Annotated in this window: 18 protein-coding genes; 15 read left to right on the top strand and 3 right to left on the bottom strand. The window is 44.8% G+C overall.

Features of this window, described 5'->3' with window-relative positions; all coding sequences use genetic code 11:
* The first annotated feature begins 2 nt into the window (after window positions 1-2).
* The 5 genes from SPUTW3181_RS07910 to SPUTW3181_RS07930 all read left to right on the top strand — a co-directional run bounded on the left by SPUTW3181_RS07910 (window position 3) and on the right by SPUTW3181_RS07930 (window position 4,833).
* A complete protein-coding gene (locus SPUTW3181_RS07910) occupies window positions 3-1,286 on the top strand; it encodes a DEAD/DEAH box helicase (RefSeq protein ID WP_011788852.1) in 1,284 nt (427 codons plus the stop codon).
* 64 nt (window positions 1,287-1,350) lie between these two features.
* On the top strand, window positions 1,351-1,821 hold the full coding sequence (locus SPUTW3181_RS07915) for a dual specificity protein phosphatase family protein (protein ID WP_011788853.1): 471 nt from the start codon (window positions 1,351-1,353) through the stop codon (window positions 1,819-1,821).
* A gap of 131 nt (window positions 1,822-1,952) precedes the next feature.
* Window positions 1,953-2,852, top strand: a complete 900-nt coding sequence (locus SPUTW3181_RS07920; protein WP_011788854.1) for a chemotaxis protein CheV — start codon at window positions 1,953-1,955, stop codon at window positions 2,850-2,852.
* Window positions 2,853-3,005: 153 nt separating this feature from the next.
* On the top strand, window positions 3,006-4,232 hold the full coding sequence (gene sstT, locus SPUTW3181_RS07925; RefSeq protein WP_011788855.1) for a serine/threonine transporter SstT: 1,227 nt from the start codon (window positions 3,006-3,008) through the stop codon (window positions 4,230-4,232).
* Between the two features lie 76 nt (window positions 4,233-4,308).
* The gene (locus SPUTW3181_RS07930) at window positions 4,309-4,833 is read left to right on the top strand and encodes a CIA30 family protein (RefSeq protein ID WP_041408152.1); all 525 of its coding nucleotides are present in this window, start codon (window positions 4,309-4,311) and stop codon (window positions 4,831-4,833) included.
* 62 nt (window positions 4,834-4,895) lie between these two features.
* On the opposite strand, the gene SPUTW3181_RS07935 is transcribed toward SPUTW3181_RS07930, so the two are convergent.
* Window positions 4,896-6,275 carry a Gfo/Idh/MocA family oxidoreductase gene (locus tag SPUTW3181_RS07935; protein WP_011788857.1) on the bottom strand — a complete coding sequence of 460 codons (1,380 nt, stop codon included), beginning with the start codon at window positions 6,273-6,275 and terminating at the stop codon, window positions 4,896-4,898.
* 322 nt (window positions 6,276-6,597) lie between these two features.
* On the opposite strand from SPUTW3181_RS07935, the gene SPUTW3181_RS07940 reads away from it, so the two are divergent.
* Entirely contained in the window at window positions 6,598-7,032 is a 435-nt protein-coding gene (locus SPUTW3181_RS07940; RefSeq protein ID WP_011788858.1) for a hypothetical protein, read from the top strand.
* A 56-nt stretch (window positions 7,033-7,088) separates the two neighbouring features.
* Here the strand turns inward: SPUTW3181_RS07940 and SPUTW3181_RS07945 are convergent, their stop codons facing one another.
* Together SPUTW3181_RS07945 and SPUTW3181_RS07950 are read right to left on the bottom strand one after the other, a co-directional pair.
* Window positions 7,089-7,760, bottom strand: a complete 672-nt coding sequence (locus tag SPUTW3181_RS07945) for an RluA family pseudouridine synthase (protein WP_011788859.1) — start codon at window positions 7,758-7,760, stop codon at window positions 7,089-7,091.
* Window positions 7,761-7,978: 218 nt separating this feature from the next.
* Window positions 7,979-8,593: an ACP phosphodiesterase gene (locus tag SPUTW3181_RS07950; protein WP_041408154.1), complete on the bottom strand. Its 615-nt coding sequence runs from the start codon at window positions 8,591-8,593 to the stop codon at window positions 7,979-7,981.
* Between the two features lie 106 nt (window positions 8,594-8,699).
* Between SPUTW3181_RS07950 and SPUTW3181_RS07955 the strand changes: the two genes are divergently transcribed.
* The 9 genes from SPUTW3181_RS07955 (at window position 8,700) to SPUTW3181_RS07995 (ending at window position 16,740) form a co-directional block, all read left to right on the top strand.
* Window positions 8,700-8,918: a hypothetical protein gene (locus SPUTW3181_RS07955; RefSeq protein ID WP_011788861.1), complete on the top strand. Its 219-nt coding sequence runs from the start codon at window positions 8,700-8,702 to the stop codon at window positions 8,916-8,918.
* 56 nt (window positions 8,919-8,974) lie between these two features.
* Complete coding sequence (gene queA / locus SPUTW3181_RS07960) at window positions 8,975-10,012, top strand: tRNA preQ1(34) S-adenosylmethionine ribosyltransferase-isomerase QueA (RefSeq protein WP_011788862.1); 1,038 nt, start codon at window positions 8,975-8,977, stop codon at window positions 10,010-10,012.
* A 159-nt stretch (window positions 10,013-10,171) separates the two neighbouring features.
* Window positions 10,172-11,296 carry a tRNA guanosine(34) transglycosylase Tgt gene (gene tgt / locus SPUTW3181_RS07965; protein WP_011788863.1) on the top strand — a complete coding sequence of 375 codons (1,125 nt, stop codon included), beginning with the start codon at window positions 10,172-10,174 and terminating at the stop codon, window positions 11,294-11,296.
* 27 nt (window positions 11,297-11,323) lie between these two features.
* Window positions 11,324-11,656: a preprotein translocase subunit YajC gene (gene yajC / locus SPUTW3181_RS07970; protein ID WP_011788864.1), complete on the top strand. Its 333-nt coding sequence runs from the start codon at window positions 11,324-11,326 to the stop codon at window positions 11,654-11,656.
* Between the two features lie 17 nt (window positions 11,657-11,673).
* Complete coding sequence (gene secD, locus SPUTW3181_RS07975) at window positions 11,674-13,524, top strand: protein translocase subunit SecD (protein WP_011788865.1); 1,851 nt, start codon at window positions 11,674-11,676, stop codon at window positions 13,522-13,524.
* 12 nt (window positions 13,525-13,536) lie between these two features.
* Window positions 13,537-14,484, top strand: a complete 948-nt coding sequence (gene secF, locus SPUTW3181_RS07980; protein ID WP_011788866.1) for a protein translocase subunit SecF — start codon at window positions 13,537-13,539, stop codon at window positions 14,482-14,484.
* A gap of 233 nt (window positions 14,485-14,717) precedes the next feature.
* On the top strand, window positions 14,718-15,035 hold the full coding sequence (locus SPUTW3181_RS07985; protein ID WP_011788867.1) for a putative signal transducing protein: 318 nt from the start codon (window positions 14,718-14,720) through the stop codon (window positions 15,033-15,035).
* 153 nt (window positions 15,036-15,188) lie between these two features.
* Window positions 15,189-16,100 (top strand): bifunctional precorrin-2 dehydrogenase/sirohydrochlorin ferrochelatase, encoded by a 912-nt coding sequence (locus SPUTW3181_RS07990; RefSeq protein WP_011788868.1) that lies wholly within the window; start codon window positions 15,189-15,191, stop codon window positions 16,098-16,100.
* Window positions 16,101-16,194: 94 nt separating this feature from the next.
* Window positions 16,195-16,740 (top strand): YaeQ family protein, encoded by a 546-nt coding sequence (locus SPUTW3181_RS07995; protein WP_011788869.1) that lies wholly within the window; start codon window positions 16,195-16,197, stop codon window positions 16,738-16,740.

The following is a 16,740-nucleotide window of genomic DNA, read 5'->3' on the forward strand; positions in this document are numbered from 1 at the left end:
CTATGACTCAGGCTTCTTCCTCCGTGGCAAGCTTTGCCCAACTCGGCATTATTGCACCCTTGCTAAATCGATTAACCGAATTAGCGTATGTTTCGCCCACACCAGTACAGGCGGCAACGATTCCCGCTGTGCTTGCGGGGCGCGATGTGTTAGCCGGTGCTAATACGGGCTCGGGTAAAACGGCAGCCTTTGCCGTGCCGCTGTTGCAACAACTTGTTGACGCAAAAACAGAGGATAAGACAGGCGCTTATGTTCGTTGTTTGGTCTTAGTCCCAACCCGCGAATTAGCCCAGCAAGTCGCAGACAGCTTTTTATCCTATGCCTCACATCTTAATGGCAAGCTAAAAATTGTCGCTGCGTTTGGCGGTGTATCGGTGAATGCGCAAATGCAGAGCTTACGTTCTGGCGCCGACGTCCTAGTAGCAACGCCGGGTCGTTTGTTAGATCTGTTGTCGAGTAATGCCATCAAACTCAATCGTGTCAGCGCCTTAGTGCTAGATGAAGCTGACCGCATGTTAAGCCTTGGTTTTACTGAAGAATTAGCCCAAGTGCTCGACGCTTTGCCCGCCAAGAAACAAACCTTATTATTCTCAGCGACATTCCCTGAAGAAGTCCGTGAGTTAACGGCAAAACTGCTTAATAATCCACTTGAATATCAATTGCAAAGTGAGCAAGAAAGCACGATTCATCAACGGGTGATTACGGTTAATCGTCCGATGAAAACCGCATTATTGGCGCATCTGATTAAAGAACATCAGTGGTCACAGGCGTTGATTTTCGTGAGTGCCAAAAATACCTGTAATCACTTAGCGCAAAAGCTGTCTAAACGTGGGATCACTGCTGAAGTGTTCCATGGCGATAAAGCCCAAGGTGCGCGTACGCGGGTGCTCGATGGCTTTAAAAATGGCGAGATCAGTGTGTTAATTGCGACCGATATTGCCGCCCGCGGTATCGATATCGATAAACTGCCTGTGGTGATCAACTTTGATTTACCACGAAGCCCTGCAGATTATATGCATCGTATTGGCCGTAGTGGCCGCGCCGGTGAGGCAGGCTTAGCCGTGACCTTGATTTCCCATGAGGATTATCACCACTTTGGCGTGATAGAGAAAAAGAACAAACTTAAGTTAGTGCGTGAGCAAATTGTCGGTTTTGAAGCCGATGATGACATGCCCGCCGAACTGTTAGAACAAGCTAAGCCTGTCGCCAAACCTGAAGGCACAGGTAAAAAAAAACGTAAACAGTTACCGCAAGCCAATGTTGAATTTTGGGGAAAAAAATCTTAAGTCGTTGGAAAAGCTACGATGAGCTAATCTCAACGTTAGTTGTTATCTCACTTGTGGGAGTTGTATGCAGCATTTATTCTGGTTGGTAGAAGGGCAGATCGCTGGGCGCAGTGGCCCCAATAAAGATCCTTGGGATTTGACTGAATTGAAGGCGGCGGGGATTGGTGCCGTGTTGTCGGTCAATGGTGGCGAAGGTTGTGATCCTCACAGCTTTAAAGGCTTAGGTTTACGTTATGAATGTATTCCTTTTTCACGGAATGTACCGCCTCAGGATGGCGACATTGCGATTTGTGTCGCTCAGTTGCCCAAGGCTCTGGCCTTTATTCAGCAATGTGAAGCCGATAATCTTCCAGTCGTTATCCACTGCCGCTCAGGTAAGGATCGTACTGGGCTTATTATGGCCTATTATTTAATGGTTAATGGTGCCGCGCCTCTTCATGCCGTAAGCCAAGTGCGCAGTATTCGTGACATTGCATTTACTGCAGAAGGCTGGGATCAGTTTGCTTTTGATGTATTGTACGCATTGCAGGAATAATTCAGTTGCAGGTGGATTTTTAGCCTGCTAATACAAGATAGATTTAGTTTCATTTGACCTTAGTCATCACTTTTTGCTGTGATAGGGTTAAGATACTGGCAGGCTATATTGAGAGAGTTATAAATTCAATTATGAAAAGTAAGGCAAATCAGTCACAAGGGTTGCTCCTTTTTCGGTTATCTCAATCCCAAGTTTTTGCCTTGGGCACCTTAAAAGTGCGTGAGTTGGTGCCTTATACACCACTAAATAAAATTCCCCAATCGCATCCAACCATTTTGGGTGCTGCAACGATACGTGGTCATACTATTCCTGTCATCGATATGGCTGCCGCTATTGGTTATCGACCTATTACGGATGAGGAACGGGAAAGTTGCTATATTATCATCACCGATTGTCAGCGGATGATTATCGGCTTCTTAGTGCGTGGTATTGATAAAATCATTGAATGCAATTGGCGAGATATTGAAGCGCCATCTGCGAATTTGGGTAAAAATGCATTTTTAACTGGCGTAACTCGTTTTGATAATCAACTTGTCCAGTTGCTTGATGTTGAACTCTTATTATCTAAAGTTTTTCCCGATAATCCTGAAGCGAATCGCGCAATTTTAACCGATGTGCAGCGTGAAAAATTAAAGCCGATGAATATTCTGCTTGTTGATGACTCTAAAGTGGCCCGTAAACAGTTATCGGATGCCTTAGATATGATTAATATTTCATATCGGGTGACGGCTGACGGTAAAGAGGCGCTGGCGATAATGGAGCAAGCCGCCGCCGAGCATCATCCAATCGATATCCTAGTTAGTGACATTGAAATGCCAGGGCTTGATGGGTACGAATTAGCCTTTGAGGTGCGTGATAATCCGCAGTTGGCAAGTGCTTATATTATTCTGCATACCTCGCTTTCCAGTGAGATAAGTGTCAGTCAGGCTCATCAAGTCGGGGCCAACGAAGCTCTGACCAAATTTGATGCCCATGAATTGATTGATGCTATGCTACGCGGTGCTGATTTGGCCACGAAAAAGTCAATCTAAGCGGTTTTTTGTGGGGAGAAGGTCATTTACTTTACTTATTTCCCTGCAAAGCTAGACAAGTCCCGCCACATCCTATAAAAACCTTATTGGCCTCAAATCCGAAGGCGTGGGCTGGGTTATCTCAGCCGAAATATAATAATGATAGGTTAAGTCATGAAACAAGAATCATCACTTTTAGCTAAGTTGGCTAATGGCAGTCTGGTATTGCAAATTCTATTGGGGATCGCAGCAGGGGTTATTCTTGCTAGCTTTTCACAGGATGCGGCTAAGCAAGTTGCATTTTTAGGGAGTTTATTTGTCGGGGCATTAAAAGCAATCGCTCCTATTTTAGTGTTTATCCTCGTGGCATCGTCTATTGCCAATCAAAAGAAAAATACGCAAACCAATATGCGTCCAATTGTGGTGCTTTATCTATTTGGGACATTTGCCGCAGCGTTAACGGCTGTCGTGTTAAGCTCGATTTTCCCCACCAATTTGGTATTAGTGGCAGGGATTGAAGGTACAAGCCCACCTCAAGGCATTGGTGAAGTGATTAATACGCTGCTTTTTAAATTAGTGGATAACCCCGTTAATGCGCTAATGACAGGCAACTATATTGGGATCCTTGCTTGGGGTGTGGGTTTAGGTTTAGCACTTCATCATGCCAATGATTCTACTAAGCAAGTCTTTGCCGATATGAGTCATGGTATTTCACAAATGGTACGCTTTATTATTCGTTTAGCGCCTATCGGTATTTTTGGTTTAGTGGCAGCAACCTTTGCCGAAACAGGCTTTGCAGCAATTGCAGGTTATGCGCAGCTATTAGCTGTGTTGCTGAGTGCAATGGCAATTATTGCGCTGATTGTAAATCCACTTATTGTTTACGTAAAAATTAAACGTAACCCTTATCCCTTAGTGCTTCGCTGCCTGCGTGAAAGTGGGGTAACGGCATTTTTCACCCGTTCAAGTGCGGCGAATATTCCGGTTAACATGGCGCTGTGTGAAAAGCTTAATCTCAATAAAGATACTTATTCTGTTTCTATCCCTCTTGGTGCGACCATCAATATGGGTGGTGCTGCAATCACTATTACAGTGCTGACCTTAGCGGCAGTTCATACGCTTGGTATTCAGGTCGATTTACCCACAGCCTTATTATTAAGTGTTGTTGCGGCGGTTTCTGCTTGTGGTGCTTCGGGGGTTGCGGGCGGTTCTCTATTGCTTATTCCTCTAGCCTGTAGCTTATTTGGTATTTCCAATGATATCGCCATGCAAGTTGTGGCTGTTGGTTTTATTATTGGTGTGATCCAAGATGCGGCTGAAACGGCACTAAACAGTTCGACCGATGTGATTTTTACCGCAGCAGCTTGTGAAGCTGCTGAAAACAAAGCTAAACTTGGGTAAAGTGCTGTTATTAGCGTAAAAGAAAGCATCATATGAAGCAGTCACTTAGGTGGCTGCTTTTTTTATGGGAGTATTTATGATCCTTTTTGATTTTAGAACCTTAGACGCTGCAAAGTCTTGGTACAGTGTGAATGATACTGTGATGGGTGGTTTGTCGCGCAGTAAACTCACTATTTCCCCCTTAGGTTATGGGATTTTTAGTGGTCATGTATCGCTTGCTAATGGTGGCGGATTTGCTTCTGTGCGTTGTGAGTTTGAACAAATTAATGTGGCTGAGTTTACGGGAATTTATCTCGAGCTTGATGGTGATAGAAGCAAGCATTACAAAGTGAACCTAAAAGATGTTGAAACACCGCAAAGTACTGTCTATCAAGCTGTGATGCCTGCGCCAACGCATCAAACCTTTGGGGTGAGCGGTGCGAGTGCGATTCATTGGCAACGTATCGAAATTCCATTTATCGATTTTTATCCTCAGTGCCGTGGTAAACCGATAGTGCGTGCAGCGATTGATCTTAGCCGACTAACCAGTATAGGGCTGGTAATTGGAGCGCAGCAAAGTGGTGATTTTACTTTAAAAATTAAATCGATAGGCTGTTACTGAGCTAAAGATAAAGGGATAAGTAAAGCTTATCCCTTTCGTTTAAACTCTCAGCTCAGCGCGATTTAGGCGCCTACAATCCCTAAGGGTTTGGCATGTTCCCAAGCGCCGCGGGTAAAGTCAGGGAAAGTGACTGAATTACTGCGATTGTTAACCGATTGCTCACTTAAAATATTGACCACAGACCAAGATGCCGCATCGTACACATCTTGATCTAACGCTTCGCCATTGCGCAGGCAATAAATCATTCGCCATAACATCACAAAGTCCATTCCACCATGACCACCATTGATCTCTGCTTCTTTACCTATACGTTGCCATAGGGGATGATCGTATTTGTCATACCACTTTTGCATGTCCATATCCCACTCGTGATAGCTTTTACCAAAGCCACCATGTTCGACGGCGATTCGATTGGGAAAGCCTGCAAACACGCCATTCGTTCCTTGGATCAAATTATGACGACTGTAGGGTCTTGGAGTCGTTGTATCATGTTGGACCATGATGGTCCGGCCCTTAACGGTTTTAATCAGGCTGGTATTGATATCCCCATTGATGTATTTGAGTTGATTGCGCTCATGATCGGCGGGAAACTCTCGTTTAGCATAGAGCGCACGGCCAAGGGCAGGGGAACTCATCGAGGTTAAATAATCGAATCTATCACCACGGTTGATATTCATATACTGGGACACTGGCCCTAAACCGTGGGTCGGGTATAAATTACCGTTACGTTTGGTATGCCAGTAAGTGCGCCATGAGCCTGTCTTATGGTCGATTTCCTTCATCTGCCAGCGTAGCTCGTGGATATAAGCGGCTTCACCGTGGAGCAACTCACCAAATACACCTTGGCGCACCATGTTGAGCACCATAAGTTCTTCGCGGCCGTAATTGACGTTCTCCATCATCATGCAGTTTTTCTGAGTGCGCTCTGCGGTATCGACAATTTGCCAGCATTCTTCAACGGTGAGCGCCAGCGGCACTTCAACAAAGGCATGTTTACCGCTTTCCATGGTCTCTATCGCCATTGGTGCATGCCATTCCCATGGGGTTGAGATAATAACAATATCAATATCATCGCGACTTAATAGATCGCGATAGCTCAGGTCATCACCCGTATAAACAGTGGGCTGAGGTCGATTTTGTTTAGCAATATGAGCTACTGCTCTATCAATAACAGCTTGGTGAGTATCGCAAATCGCTTTGAGTTCAACGCCTTCTAAATGACAGAATTGCTCGACATGGCTAAAGCCCCGCTCGCCGACGCCAATAAATCCGACTCTAACCACGTCCATCTTGGGCGCAATAAGCCCGATAACGGATTTTCCAGTTTGTGGTTTAGGAGCAACACTGTTGGCATGCGTACTGGCCGTGATATTGGCGGTGATAAGTCCTGCTGTAACTGCCCCCGCAGCTTTAAGAAAATGACGACGATGAATGTTATGCATAATGCTTCCTGCTTTATTATTTTGTCTGTAGGGATGTTGAAATCTTCTTTGTTATATCAGAATCCCTATCTGAATTGGCAATAAAAGATGTAACAAGCTCATACAGCTCATTAGATAAGTCTTTTAGCCGCCTTTACTTTAGCGATAAGTAAATAGTGATAAAGATCGCGTTTTTATTTTTAGATTAAGCTACACTGCCGATTAATTAATCAAAGATATTTATCTTTTATATTTTAAATATTTAGCAAATTTAAATTAACCAAAAAATTACATTTCACGGTCAATTTGACGTAATTTGCTTCGGTGGGGAGTAAAGAGTTAAATGGGTTCTATGCTTAATGTATTACCACAACTGACTTTCACTTTAAGTGATTGGGTATTGCATAAGGATATCAGGATGTCTGGGATTGAAAAACGCCGTCGCCTTCACTGGCGGGAGACAGATATGCAAAATCGTGAAATTATTGGTCGTTGGTTAGATGAACGTCCTTTATTAGGTGACAAAATCACTCTTTATAAAGAAGACGATAAATATTTTTTAGAAACTTGGTTTAGCGATGGCTGCCACAGTTTAGACGAAGTGCTGATGACTGATACCTCAGCTGGCCATAAGGTTGAAGATGTGGGAGGGAATTTTTTTGGTGAGTATTTTATTGTTACTCCAACACAGCAACTGCAATTTTGTAATGAACAGGGGTGTTACTTCCAAGTAGACAAATTAATGGTTGATATCGATTTTAGTCAGCGAGTCGCTTAATGTTGTGTATTTTATTCTGTTTATAAAAGGCCGCCTTATCGCGGCCTTTGTATTGATTATTCATTAAAAGGATGTTTGCTGTGAAAGCTCATCGGTTTCCCCGAATAAGGGTGACTAAAACGAAGGCTTTGGGCATGTAAGCATAAACGTGGTTTAGCGTTAATAACGGCGGGATCACCGTAAAATTCATCACCTAAAATAGGATGCCCTAAGGCGAGCATGTGTACTCTGAGTTGGTGGGTTCGACCTGTCTCAGGTGTTAGTTCAACTAAGGTGCTGTTTTTCCTACGTTCTAAAACGCGAAAATGAGTAAGGGCACTTTTGCCTCCAGCCTCTCCCGCTTGGAGTGCTTTTTGGTAGGGAGGATGCTCACAATTAGGTGCTATCGATAGATTGATAATTCCTTGCTCATTGGTAATCAAGCCCATGACCTCGGCAATGTAAACTTTCTTGCTTTGCCTATCTTGAAACTGAGTTTTTAAATGCGATTCGGCTTTTTTATTCCGAGCAAACACCATAATACCTGAGGTCGCGCAGTCAAGCCGATGTACTAAAATCGTTTCTGGATAAAGGCGTTGTAAGCGGGTTAATGCACAATCATAGGTGTGTGCTGCAATACCTGGATTAGACAATAACCCAGAGGGTTTATTGATAATAATCAAGTCTCTATCTTTATAGCGGATGTCTAGCCAAGGAATTGCTGGGGGCTGGTAATCAAATATCTGCATCTTGTCCTCATCTTTGCGTGGCCATATTAGCAAAATTTACGCCGGCACACAGCATAATTTCAACCCGCTTTCGGCGGGGAAATACAGCAGATAACCATACCAAGGATTATATAAACAGAGATTAAAATTATGCCGCTCAACATCAATTAGGGGCGGTTGTCACTCTTGATCTGATGATCTGAACTGAACACTTAAAGCTATCGGGATGAATCTCATCTCTAGGGTAAATATTCTGCAGGGGTCTTACGACTCCAAATCCGGCTATATGCCATTAATTGCGGATAAAAAGTGCGGAATGCGGTTTCAATTTCAATTTGCATTTTATTCACAACTTTATGGGCATCTTTAAACAGCGCTGCCTGTGGATGCGGTTTGGCCACTTGTGCTAAGGCTTGTTGTAAGCCATTTTCGGTGGCGTAACTGCCGAGCCAATCTTGGCTGCGCATGGTGGGTAATAGCTTAATTAAAGCTTCTGGATGATATTGATCTATCCCTTGGGCTGCAAAATTCTCTAAAGCGTCATAGGCTTTGTGGCTAAATTCATTCAATGGTTGGTGGTGATATTCCTCCCAGTAGTAAGCTAAATAGTAATCAAAGCTCACCGCCATCAGTTCTGCTGCTATGCTTCTTAAGGGCGCAGGGAAGGCTTCCATTAACTCAATCGTCAATTCATGGCTGGCGCATAGCGTATTAATTTCTTGGTTTAGCCATAAAGCTTGGCGAAATTCAACGGGGGCTTGCGCAATTGGCGCTTGGATATAGTTGCCTGCTACGTTGGCTGCAAGATGAGTTTTACTGATGTCAGCGAGATGTAAGTGTGTAAGAAAGTTCATTTTTTGTGCTTGGTTAACCACGTCGGTTCACGGTATCATGCACGAGTATGCTTAGGAAAGCACGAAAGCCCAAAATATCGTATTTTTTCACTTTTTAGGATCATGGATGATGTGGAATTGGTTCTCCAAAATGCTTGGTAGACACGAGCAGCCAAAGCGCAAAAAAGTGCAGGTAGAAATCCCTTTTGAACAACACCGTTTTAGCATGGATGATTTCAGTTATACGCGGCTAAAATTTGATACCGATGCTAATTTGCCCCAACAAGATGCTGTAAATCTAGATGGATCACAACAAGAAGTGGACGCGGGTAATAAGTCATCTTGATCTTATGGGGCGCTAACCATAGACTAGCCGCCGTTCTAAGTTACCCTGAGGCCAATATGCGCGTTGCAGACTTTTCTTTCGATCTCCCCGATGAGCTGATCGCTCGTTATCCTATGGCGCAGCGTAATGCATCCCGTCTGTTAACGTTAGACGGCAACTCTGGTGCGTTAGGCGACAAACAGTTTACTGATCTGCTGGAAATGATAAATCCCGGCGATTTAATGGTGTTCAACAATACTCGCGTGATCCCCGCGCGTATGTTTGGCCAAAAGGCCAGTGGCGGCAAGTTAGAAATTTTAGTTGAGCGTATGCTCGATGATAAGCGGATCCTTGCCCATGTTCGCAGCTCTAAATCCCCGAAAGTCGATTCGTTAATCCATCTCGATGGTGGCTATCAAATGAAGATGGTCGCCCGTCACGATACTTTGTTTGAACTTGAGCTGTTATCCGAGCTGACCATTCTAGAGGTGCTTGAAGCAGTAGGGCACATGCCTTTGCCTCCCTATATTGATAGACCCGATGAAGATGCCGACAAAGAGCGCTATCAAACGGTCTATAACCAAAACCCCGGTGCAGTAGCAGCGCCAACGGCGGGTTTACATTTTGACGATGCCATGCTCGATGCATTAAAAGCCAAGGGCGTCAATATTGCCTTTGTGACCTTGCATGTGGGCGCGGGAACATTTCAGCCTGTACGTGTCGATACCATTGTTGAGCACAAAATGCATTCCGAGTGGGCCAATGTGCCGCAGGATGTCGTGGATCTAATTGCCCAGACTAAGGCGGCGGGTAAACGTGTGGTTGCAGTCGGTACGACTTCTGTGCGTTCACTCGAGAGTGCGGCGCGCGCAAGCCTTGGCGAACTCAAAGCTTTTAGCGGCGATACCGATATCTTTATTTATCCTGGTTATCAATTCCAAGTGGTTGATGCTATGGTGACAAATTTCCATCTGCCGGAATCAACTTTGATTATGTTAGTCAGCGCTTTTGCCGGTTTTGATCATGTGATGGCGGCGTATCAACATGCTATCACGCAAAAATATCGCTTCTTTAGCTATGGCGATGCCATGTTTGTGACGAAAAAAGCCCACTAAACGACGATTTTGTTTTAAAATAGCCGCCCAAATGAGTTTGAGCGGCAATTTTTTATCTATAGGGTTGAACCTTTTAGATCCGTCCCTATCTCTATTGTTAATCAAAATGGCATTAGCCATTACAAATGTAGTCAGACTGTTTATCTGGCGAGGTGAATTATGAAATTTGAATTAGACACTACCGACGGGCGTGCGCGCCGTGGTCGGTTGATTTTTGACCGTGGCACAGTAGAAACCCCCGCTTTTATGCCGGTAGGAACCTACGGCACAGTGAAAGGTATGACACCTGAAGAAGTGCGTGCCACAGGCGCAGATATTCTGCTCGGTAACACTTTCCATTTATGGCTGCGCCCAGGCGAAGAAATCATGCGTAAGCACGGTGACTTGCATGATTTTATGAACTGGCAGCGGCCTATTTTAACGGACTCGGGCGGTTTCCAAGTTTTTAGCCTTGGCGATATCCGTAAAATTACCGAAGAAGGTGTGCACTTCCGCTCGCCCATCAACGGTGAGAAAATCTTCTTAGATCCTGAAAAATCCATGCAAATTCAAGATGCATTGGGCAGTGATGTGGTGATGATTTTCGACGAATGTACGCCGTATCCCGCCACCGAAGATGAAGCGCGCAAGTCAATGCAGATGTCACTGCGTTGGGCAAAACGTTCACGCGACGAGTTTGATCGCTTGAAAAATCCAAACTCACTGTTTGGTATTATTCAGGGCGGCGTGTATGAAGATTTACGCGACGAAAGCTTAAAAGGCTTAGTCGAGATTGGTTTTGACGGTTATGCCGTCGGTGGTTTGGCTGTAGGTGAACCTAAAGCAGATATGCATCGCATTCTTGAGCATATTTGCCCGCAAATTCCTGCAGACAAGCCTCGCTATCTGATGGGGGTCGGTAAACCAGAAGATTTAGTTGAAGGTGTACGTCGTGGTGTTGACATGTTTGACTGTGTGATGCCAACCCGTAATGCCCGCAACGGTCATCTGTTTACGAGTGAAGGTGTGATCAAAATACGCAATGCGCGGCATCGAGATGACACGTCACCACTTGATACTAAGTGTGATTGTTATACCTGTAAAAATTATTCACGGGCGTACCTTTACCACTTAGATCGTTGTAATGAGATTCTGGGTGCGCGTTTAAACACCATTCACAACTTGAGATACTATCAAATGTTAATGGAAGGTTTGCGCGGTGCGATTGAGACGGGTACATTAGACGCCTTTGTGGCGGACTTCTATACCAGTCAGGGTCGCGAAGTACCAGAGTTAGTCGATTGATTTTTTGCTAATAAGAAGAGAAAAATTATGTTTATTTCAAATGCATATGCAAGCGCTGCCGGCGCACCACAAGGTGGCGGCACGATGGAACTGATTTTCATGCTGGCGATTTTCGGCCTGATTTTCTATTTCATGATTTTCCGTCCGCAATCAAAACGCGTTAAAGAGCACAAAAATCTGATGTCTTCATTAGGCAAAGGCGATGAAGTGTTAACCAGTGGTGGGATTTTAGGTAAGATTGCAAAAATCAGCGATGACAGCGATTACGTGCTACTGAGCCTTAATGACACGACGCAAATCACGATCAAGAAAGACTATATTGCAGCTGTATTGCCTAAGGGCTCTATCCAGTCGTTGTAAGCCAAGAGGGCTCAGGCGTGTTAAATAAATACCCAATGTGGAAAAACATTATGGTGATGCTTATCATCGCCATAGGTTGTTTCTATGCCGTACCGAACCTTTTTGGTGAAGATCACGCGGTGCAAGTGGTGGCGACTCGTGGTGCAGAAGTAACTGCATCTACCCAAGCCAGAGTGAACGAGCTGTTAGCCGGTAAGGGCATTGCGGTAAAGCGCTCTGAGCTTGAAAAAGGCCAGTTGTTGGTTCGTGTGCAGAACGCGGATCAACAATTATTAGCAAAAGAAACGATCGCAGAAGATTTAGGTGATAAGTTTAGTGTTGCACTTAACTTAGCTCCAGCAACACCGCAATGGCTCGAGTCTATGGGCGGCAGCCCAATGAAACTCGGTCTCGATCTTCGCGGCGGTGTGCACTTCTTAATGGAAGTGGACATGGGCGAAGCGATCCGCAAGATGGAAGAGGCCAAGGTTGCTGACTTTCGTGCTCAATTACGTGAAGAAACAATCCGTTATGCGGGCATTCGTGTTAATGCCTCTGGGATTGAGATTAAATTCCGTGATGCTGAAAGTTTAGCCAGTGCAGAACGTTTCCTTAAATCTCGCAGTAACGATATGGTCTTCACCGATGTGAGCAAGGGTGAAGATTTTGCCCTGCAAGCGGTGATGAGTGAAGCTTATCTTAAGCAGGTTAAAGAAGAAGCACTGCAACAAAACATTACCACTATTCGTAACCGTGTTAATGAGTTAGGTGTTGCTGAACCTGTAGTACAGCGCCAAGGTGCAGAGCGTATTATCGTTGAACTGCCCGGTGTACAAGATACGGCTCGCGCTAAAGAAATTTTAGGGGCAACCGCATCGATTGAATTCCATATGGTGGATGACAAAGCCGATCCTAATGCCGCGCAATCAGGACGTATCTCTGCAGGCTCTGAAGTGTATCAACGTCGTGAAGGCGGCCAAGTCGTATTGAAAAAAGAAGTGATGCTAACGGGAGATCATATCACCGGCGCCCAACCTAGCTTTGATCAATACAGTCGCCCACAGGTGAGCATTAATCTTGACGCTAAAGGCGGTACCATTTTCTCTAATGTGACGAAGGACAACATAGGTAAACCTATGGCGACCTTATTCATTGAATATAAAGACAGTGGTGAACGTAACGCCGATGGCAGCGTGAAAATGCAGAAAATCCAAGAAGTGATTTCTGTGGCAACCATTCAAGCCCGTTTAGGTCGTAACTTTGTGATCACAGGTTTAAGCCACGGTGAAGCACAAAACCTTGCTTTGCTGTTACGCGCTGGAGCTTTGATTGCACCTGTATCCATTGTTGAAGAACGTACCATTGGTCCGAGTTTAGGCGCTGAAAATATTGAGAATGGTGTGCAAGCCATGGTGTGGGGTATGGCCGTCGTCTTAATCTTCATGCTGGTGTACTACCGCGGTTTTGGGCTTATCGCTAACCTCGCGTTAACTGCAAACTTAGTCATGGTTGTAGGCGTCATGTCGATGATCCCAGGCGCAGTATTGACCCTTCCCGGTATTGCGGGGATGGTGTTGACAGTGGGGATGGCAGTTGATGGTAACGTACTCATTTATGAGCGTATTCGTGAAGAACTTCGTGCAGGACGTAGTGTACAGCAGGCCATCCATGAAGGTTATGGTAATGCGTTTTCAACCATTGCCGATGCGAACATCACGACTTTCCTTACCGCATTAATTTTATTTGCTGTGGGGACTGGTGCTGTTAAAGGCTTCGCGGTGACCTTGATGATAGGTATTGCGACTTCCATGTTTACCTCTATCGTGGGTACTCGCTCCATCGTTAATGCGATTTGGGGTGGTAAGCGCGTGAAGACACTGTCTATCTAAGGAAAAGTCATAATGCTAGAAATTTTATCCTTAAAACGTACAGTAAACTTTCTCCGCCATGCGCTGCCGATTAGTATCTTATCCGCGGTTCTTGTGCTTGGCTCATTAGTGTCGCTTGCGATCAACGGTATTAACTGGGGTCTTGATTTCACTGGCGGTACTGTTGTTGAAATGGAGTTTACTCAGCCTGTTGACTTGAATACGCTGCGTGTGCAACTGACGACACCTGATACCGAAGGCGCGATAGTACAAAATTTCGGTTCAAGCCGCGATGTATTAGTACGCTTATCTGTAAAAGAAGGCGTTAAGAGCGACGTGCAGGTTAAATCTGTTATGGACGCCGCACAGAAAGTTGATCCTCAAGTTCAGCAAAAGCGTGTTGAGTTTGTTGGCCCACAAGTGGGTAAAGAACTGGCTGAACAAGGCGGATTGGCAGTATTAGTAGCGCTGATCTGTATTATGATCTACGTGTCTTTCCGCTTCGAATGGCGCTTAGCATTTGGTTCTGTTGCGGCACTCGCCCACGACGTTATCGTAACCTTAGGGGTATTTTCGTTATTCCAATTGGAATTCGATTTGACCGTATTGGCAGGTTTATTGACAGTGGTAGGTTACTCGCTTAACGATACTATCGTGGTATTTGACCGGATCCGTGAAAACTTCCTCAAGTTGCGTAAGAGTGAACCAGAAGATATCGTTAACATCTCTATCACTCAAACCATGAGTCGAACGATTATTACCACGGGGACGACCTTAGTGGTTGTCGTGGCACTGTTTCTTAAAGGTGGCACTATGATCCATGGGTTTGCGACTGCATTGCTAATGGGTATTTTTGTGGGTACCTATTCTTCTATTTATGTGGCGAGTTTCTTGGCCATTAAATTGGGGATTAGCCGCGAGCATATGATGCCCGTTGAGATCGAGAAAGAAGGCGCCGATCAGCCGTCTATGATGCCTTAGCTGTGACGTTAGACGTAAAAACCACCTTTCTGAGGTGGTTTTTTTTATCTTATTTTCGGTGAGTGCAAATATTCTGCTAGCTATCTCACAGCGTTATAGTCAGTAATGTTGTAAAAAGTAAATGTTAATTCTATTAACAACTGATGTAAAAAACAGCACTCGACAGGCTCGGCTATTTAGCAGTAGGATGTCGGCACCCCGTATTCTTGATAGTGGTAGCAGTAGGATGTCGCATGGAAGAACGTAAGTGTTTAGTTGCTGGTGGAAATCTGTTACAGGCCCACACGTGGAAAGGACTTTTAGAAGCTTGTGGTATCCATGTTGAGTTACGTGGTGAAGCGTTATTAGGCGGTATCGGTGAGTTGCCAGCGGATATGCATAATGTGGAGTTGTGGGTTGGTGAGTCCCAATATATGCTGGCAAAGGCACAATTAACGGCACTGGATGTGGTGAGCCCGCAATGGCAGTGTGTGCAATGCCATGAGTTAAACGATGGTAATTTTGAATTATGTTGGCAATGCAGCTCTGAACGCAGTGAAAGCCACAATTAGTCAGTGATCGAATATTTTCTTCTTCATATCCTATGCTAAAACCCAGTGTTATCATCTGATTGGGTATCATTACCCAATGGCAGCCCATATACACAAGATGCGTACTATGAGGCATGATACCTCGATTAGAATTTAGGCTTAGGGTTGAATGTAATGCAATATTTTCCGTTATTTATCGATACTATTAACTTAAATGTGCTGTTAGTAGGGGCGGGTGAGGTCGCAAGTCGTAAATTAGCGCTTTTAACCCGAACTGAAGCCAACATTCATGTAATTGCGCCACAAGTGAACACTGAGGTTCAGCGTTACGCTGAGACAGGCCGTATTCTTCTCTCTGTGCGTGAAGTGGTTCACGCTGATATTCAAAATTATGATTTAGTCTATTTAGCGACCGCCAATGACAGTCTTAATGCTGAACTTGCGACCCTAGCCACAGCGCGGGGGATCTGGGTTAATGCAGTCGATAATCCTGCGTTTTGCCGTTTTATCACACCATCAATTGTTGATCGTGGTCGTTTAGTGGTGGCCATCAGTACGGCGGGGGCTGCGCCTGTTTTTGCTCGTACCGTTCGCTCGCGCTTAGAAGCAAGCCTTCCACAATCCCTTAAACCCCTCTTTGATTTTGTCGCCGATAGACGTATTGAAGTGCAGGATAGGCTTAAGTCGACAGCTGAACGACGTTTATTTTGGGAGCGTTTTTTCGAGACTAATGGTGATCGTTTCGATAGTTGGACGCTTGAACGCTACCATAATGCCTTTAATCACTTGCTCAGTCGCGGTGAAATCTTGCTAATAGAAGATGTAGTACAAGTCGACTTATTACCGATTGCAGCGATGCCATTATTGCAGCGACTGGATTGGATATACTCCCAAGGGGCGTTAAGTGAGGCACTTGCTGAATTAGTACGTCGAGATGCAAGTCGGGGCGAGTTACCAGCACTGAGCGAATTGAGTAAAGCCTATGAGCAGGGCACAAGGATGTTGTTGGTGGCCGATATACAGAAAATCAATCAGCTTAAAGCCCATTTCCCAATGGCGAAGCATTTACGCCCTGGAGCGATTTAATCGGATAGGTATTCGTTTGAGCAATGCCTTAGTCTCAGGTAGACTCGGCTCCTTTCATATGATTTTGAATTTCACTCTTTAATCGGGATAGGCTATGGCCCTCAAATCGACCGTATTTAAGGTCAACTTACAAATTGCCGATATGGATCGGAATTATTATCAAGATCACCAACTGACTCTCGCACAGCATCCTTCTGAAACTGACGGGCGTATGATGGTACGTTTACTGGCTTTTATCATAAATGCCAGTGACACCTTAAGTTTTAGCAAAGGGCTTTGTGTTGATGATGAGCCAGAGCTATGGGATAAAAGCTTGTCTGGTGAGATCAATTTGTGGGTTGAATTTGGTCAGGCAGATGAAAAGTGGCTGAGAAAGGCCAGTGGTCGTGCCAAAGCGGTGCAGCTCTTTACCTACGGTGGTCGCAGCGTGCCCATTTGGTGGAAACAAAATCAGCAAGCATTAGAACGCTATCAAAACTTGAAAGTATGGAATATTGCTGAAGACTCAGTGACTGCGATGGAAGCCTTAGTTGGGCGTAATATAGCCTTACAAGTTTCTATCAGTGAAGGGCAGATTTGGTTATCCGATAGTGAAAACAGTGTCCTCATTGAACCTGAAATCTTAAAAGATCATCAGTAA

It is taken from the genome of Shewanella sp. W3-18-1 (assembly GCF_000015185.1).
GTDB lineage: Bacteria > Pseudomonadota > Gammaproteobacteria > Enterobacterales > Shewanellaceae > Shewanella > Shewanella putrefaciens.

What these genes read in the sequence shown, in the direction of transcription:
- SPUTW3181_RS07910 (WP_011788852.1), top strand. Translation starts at nt 3, where the DNA reads ATGACTCAGGCTTCTTCCTCCGTGGCAAGCTTTGCCCAACTCGGCATT.
- SPUTW3181_RS07915 (WP_011788853.1), top strand. Translation starts at nt 1,351, where the DNA reads ATGCAGCATTTATTCTGGTTGGTAGAAGGGCAGATCGCTGGGCGCAGT.
- SPUTW3181_RS07920 (WP_011788854.1), top strand. Translation starts at nt 1,953, where the DNA reads ATGAAAAGTAAGGCAAATCAGTCACAAGGGTTGCTCCTTTTTCGGTTA.
- sstT (WP_011788855.1), top strand. Translation starts at nt 3,006, where the DNA reads ATGAAACAAGAATCATCACTTTTAGCTAAGTTGGCTAATGGCAGTCTG.
- SPUTW3181_RS07930 (WP_041408152.1), top strand. Translation starts at nt 4,309, where the DNA reads ATGATCCTTTTTGATTTTAGAACCTTAGACGCTGCAAAGTCTTGGTAC.
- SPUTW3181_RS07935 (WP_011788857.1), bottom strand. Translation starts at nt 6,275, where the DNA reads ATGCATAACATTCATCGTCGTCATTTTCTTAAAGCTGCGGGGGCAGTT.
- SPUTW3181_RS07940 (WP_011788858.1), top strand. Translation starts at nt 6,598, where the DNA reads ATGGGTTCTATGCTTAATGTATTACCACAACTGACTTTCACTTTAAGT.
- SPUTW3181_RS07945 (WP_011788859.1), bottom strand. Translation starts at nt 7,760, where the DNA reads ATGCAGATATTTGATTACCAGCCCCCAGCAATTCCTTGGCTAGACATC.
- SPUTW3181_RS07950 (WP_041408154.1), bottom strand. Translation starts at nt 8,593, where the DNA reads ATGAACTTTCTTACACACTTACATCTCGCTGACATCAGTAAAACTCAT.
- SPUTW3181_RS07955 (WP_011788861.1), top strand. Translation starts at nt 8,700, where the DNA reads ATGATGTGGAATTGGTTCTCCAAAATGCTTGGTAGACACGAGCAGCCA.
- queA (WP_011788862.1), top strand. Translation starts at nt 8,975, where the DNA reads ATGCGCGTTGCAGACTTTTCTTTCGATCTCCCCGATGAGCTGATCGCT.
- tgt (WP_011788863.1), top strand. Translation starts at nt 10,172, where the DNA reads ATGAAATTTGAATTAGACACTACCGACGGGCGTGCGCGCCGTGGTCGG.
- yajC (WP_011788864.1), top strand. Translation starts at nt 11,324, where the DNA reads ATGTTTATTTCAAATGCATATGCAAGCGCTGCCGGCGCACCACAAGGT.
- secF (WP_011788866.1), top strand. Translation starts at nt 13,537, where the DNA reads ATGCTAGAAATTTTATCCTTAAAACGTACAGTAAACTTTCTCCGCCAT.
- SPUTW3181_RS07985 (WP_011788867.1), top strand. Translation starts at nt 14,718, where the DNA reads ATGGAAGAACGTAAGTGTTTAGTTGCTGGTGGAAATCTGTTACAGGCC.
- SPUTW3181_RS07990 (WP_011788868.1), top strand. Translation starts at nt 15,189, where the DNA reads ATGCAATATTTTCCGTTATTTATCGATACTATTAACTTAAATGTGCTG.
- SPUTW3181_RS07995 (WP_011788869.1), top strand. Translation starts at nt 16,195, where the DNA reads ATGGCCCTCAAATCGACCGTATTTAAGGTCAACTTACAAATTGCCGAT.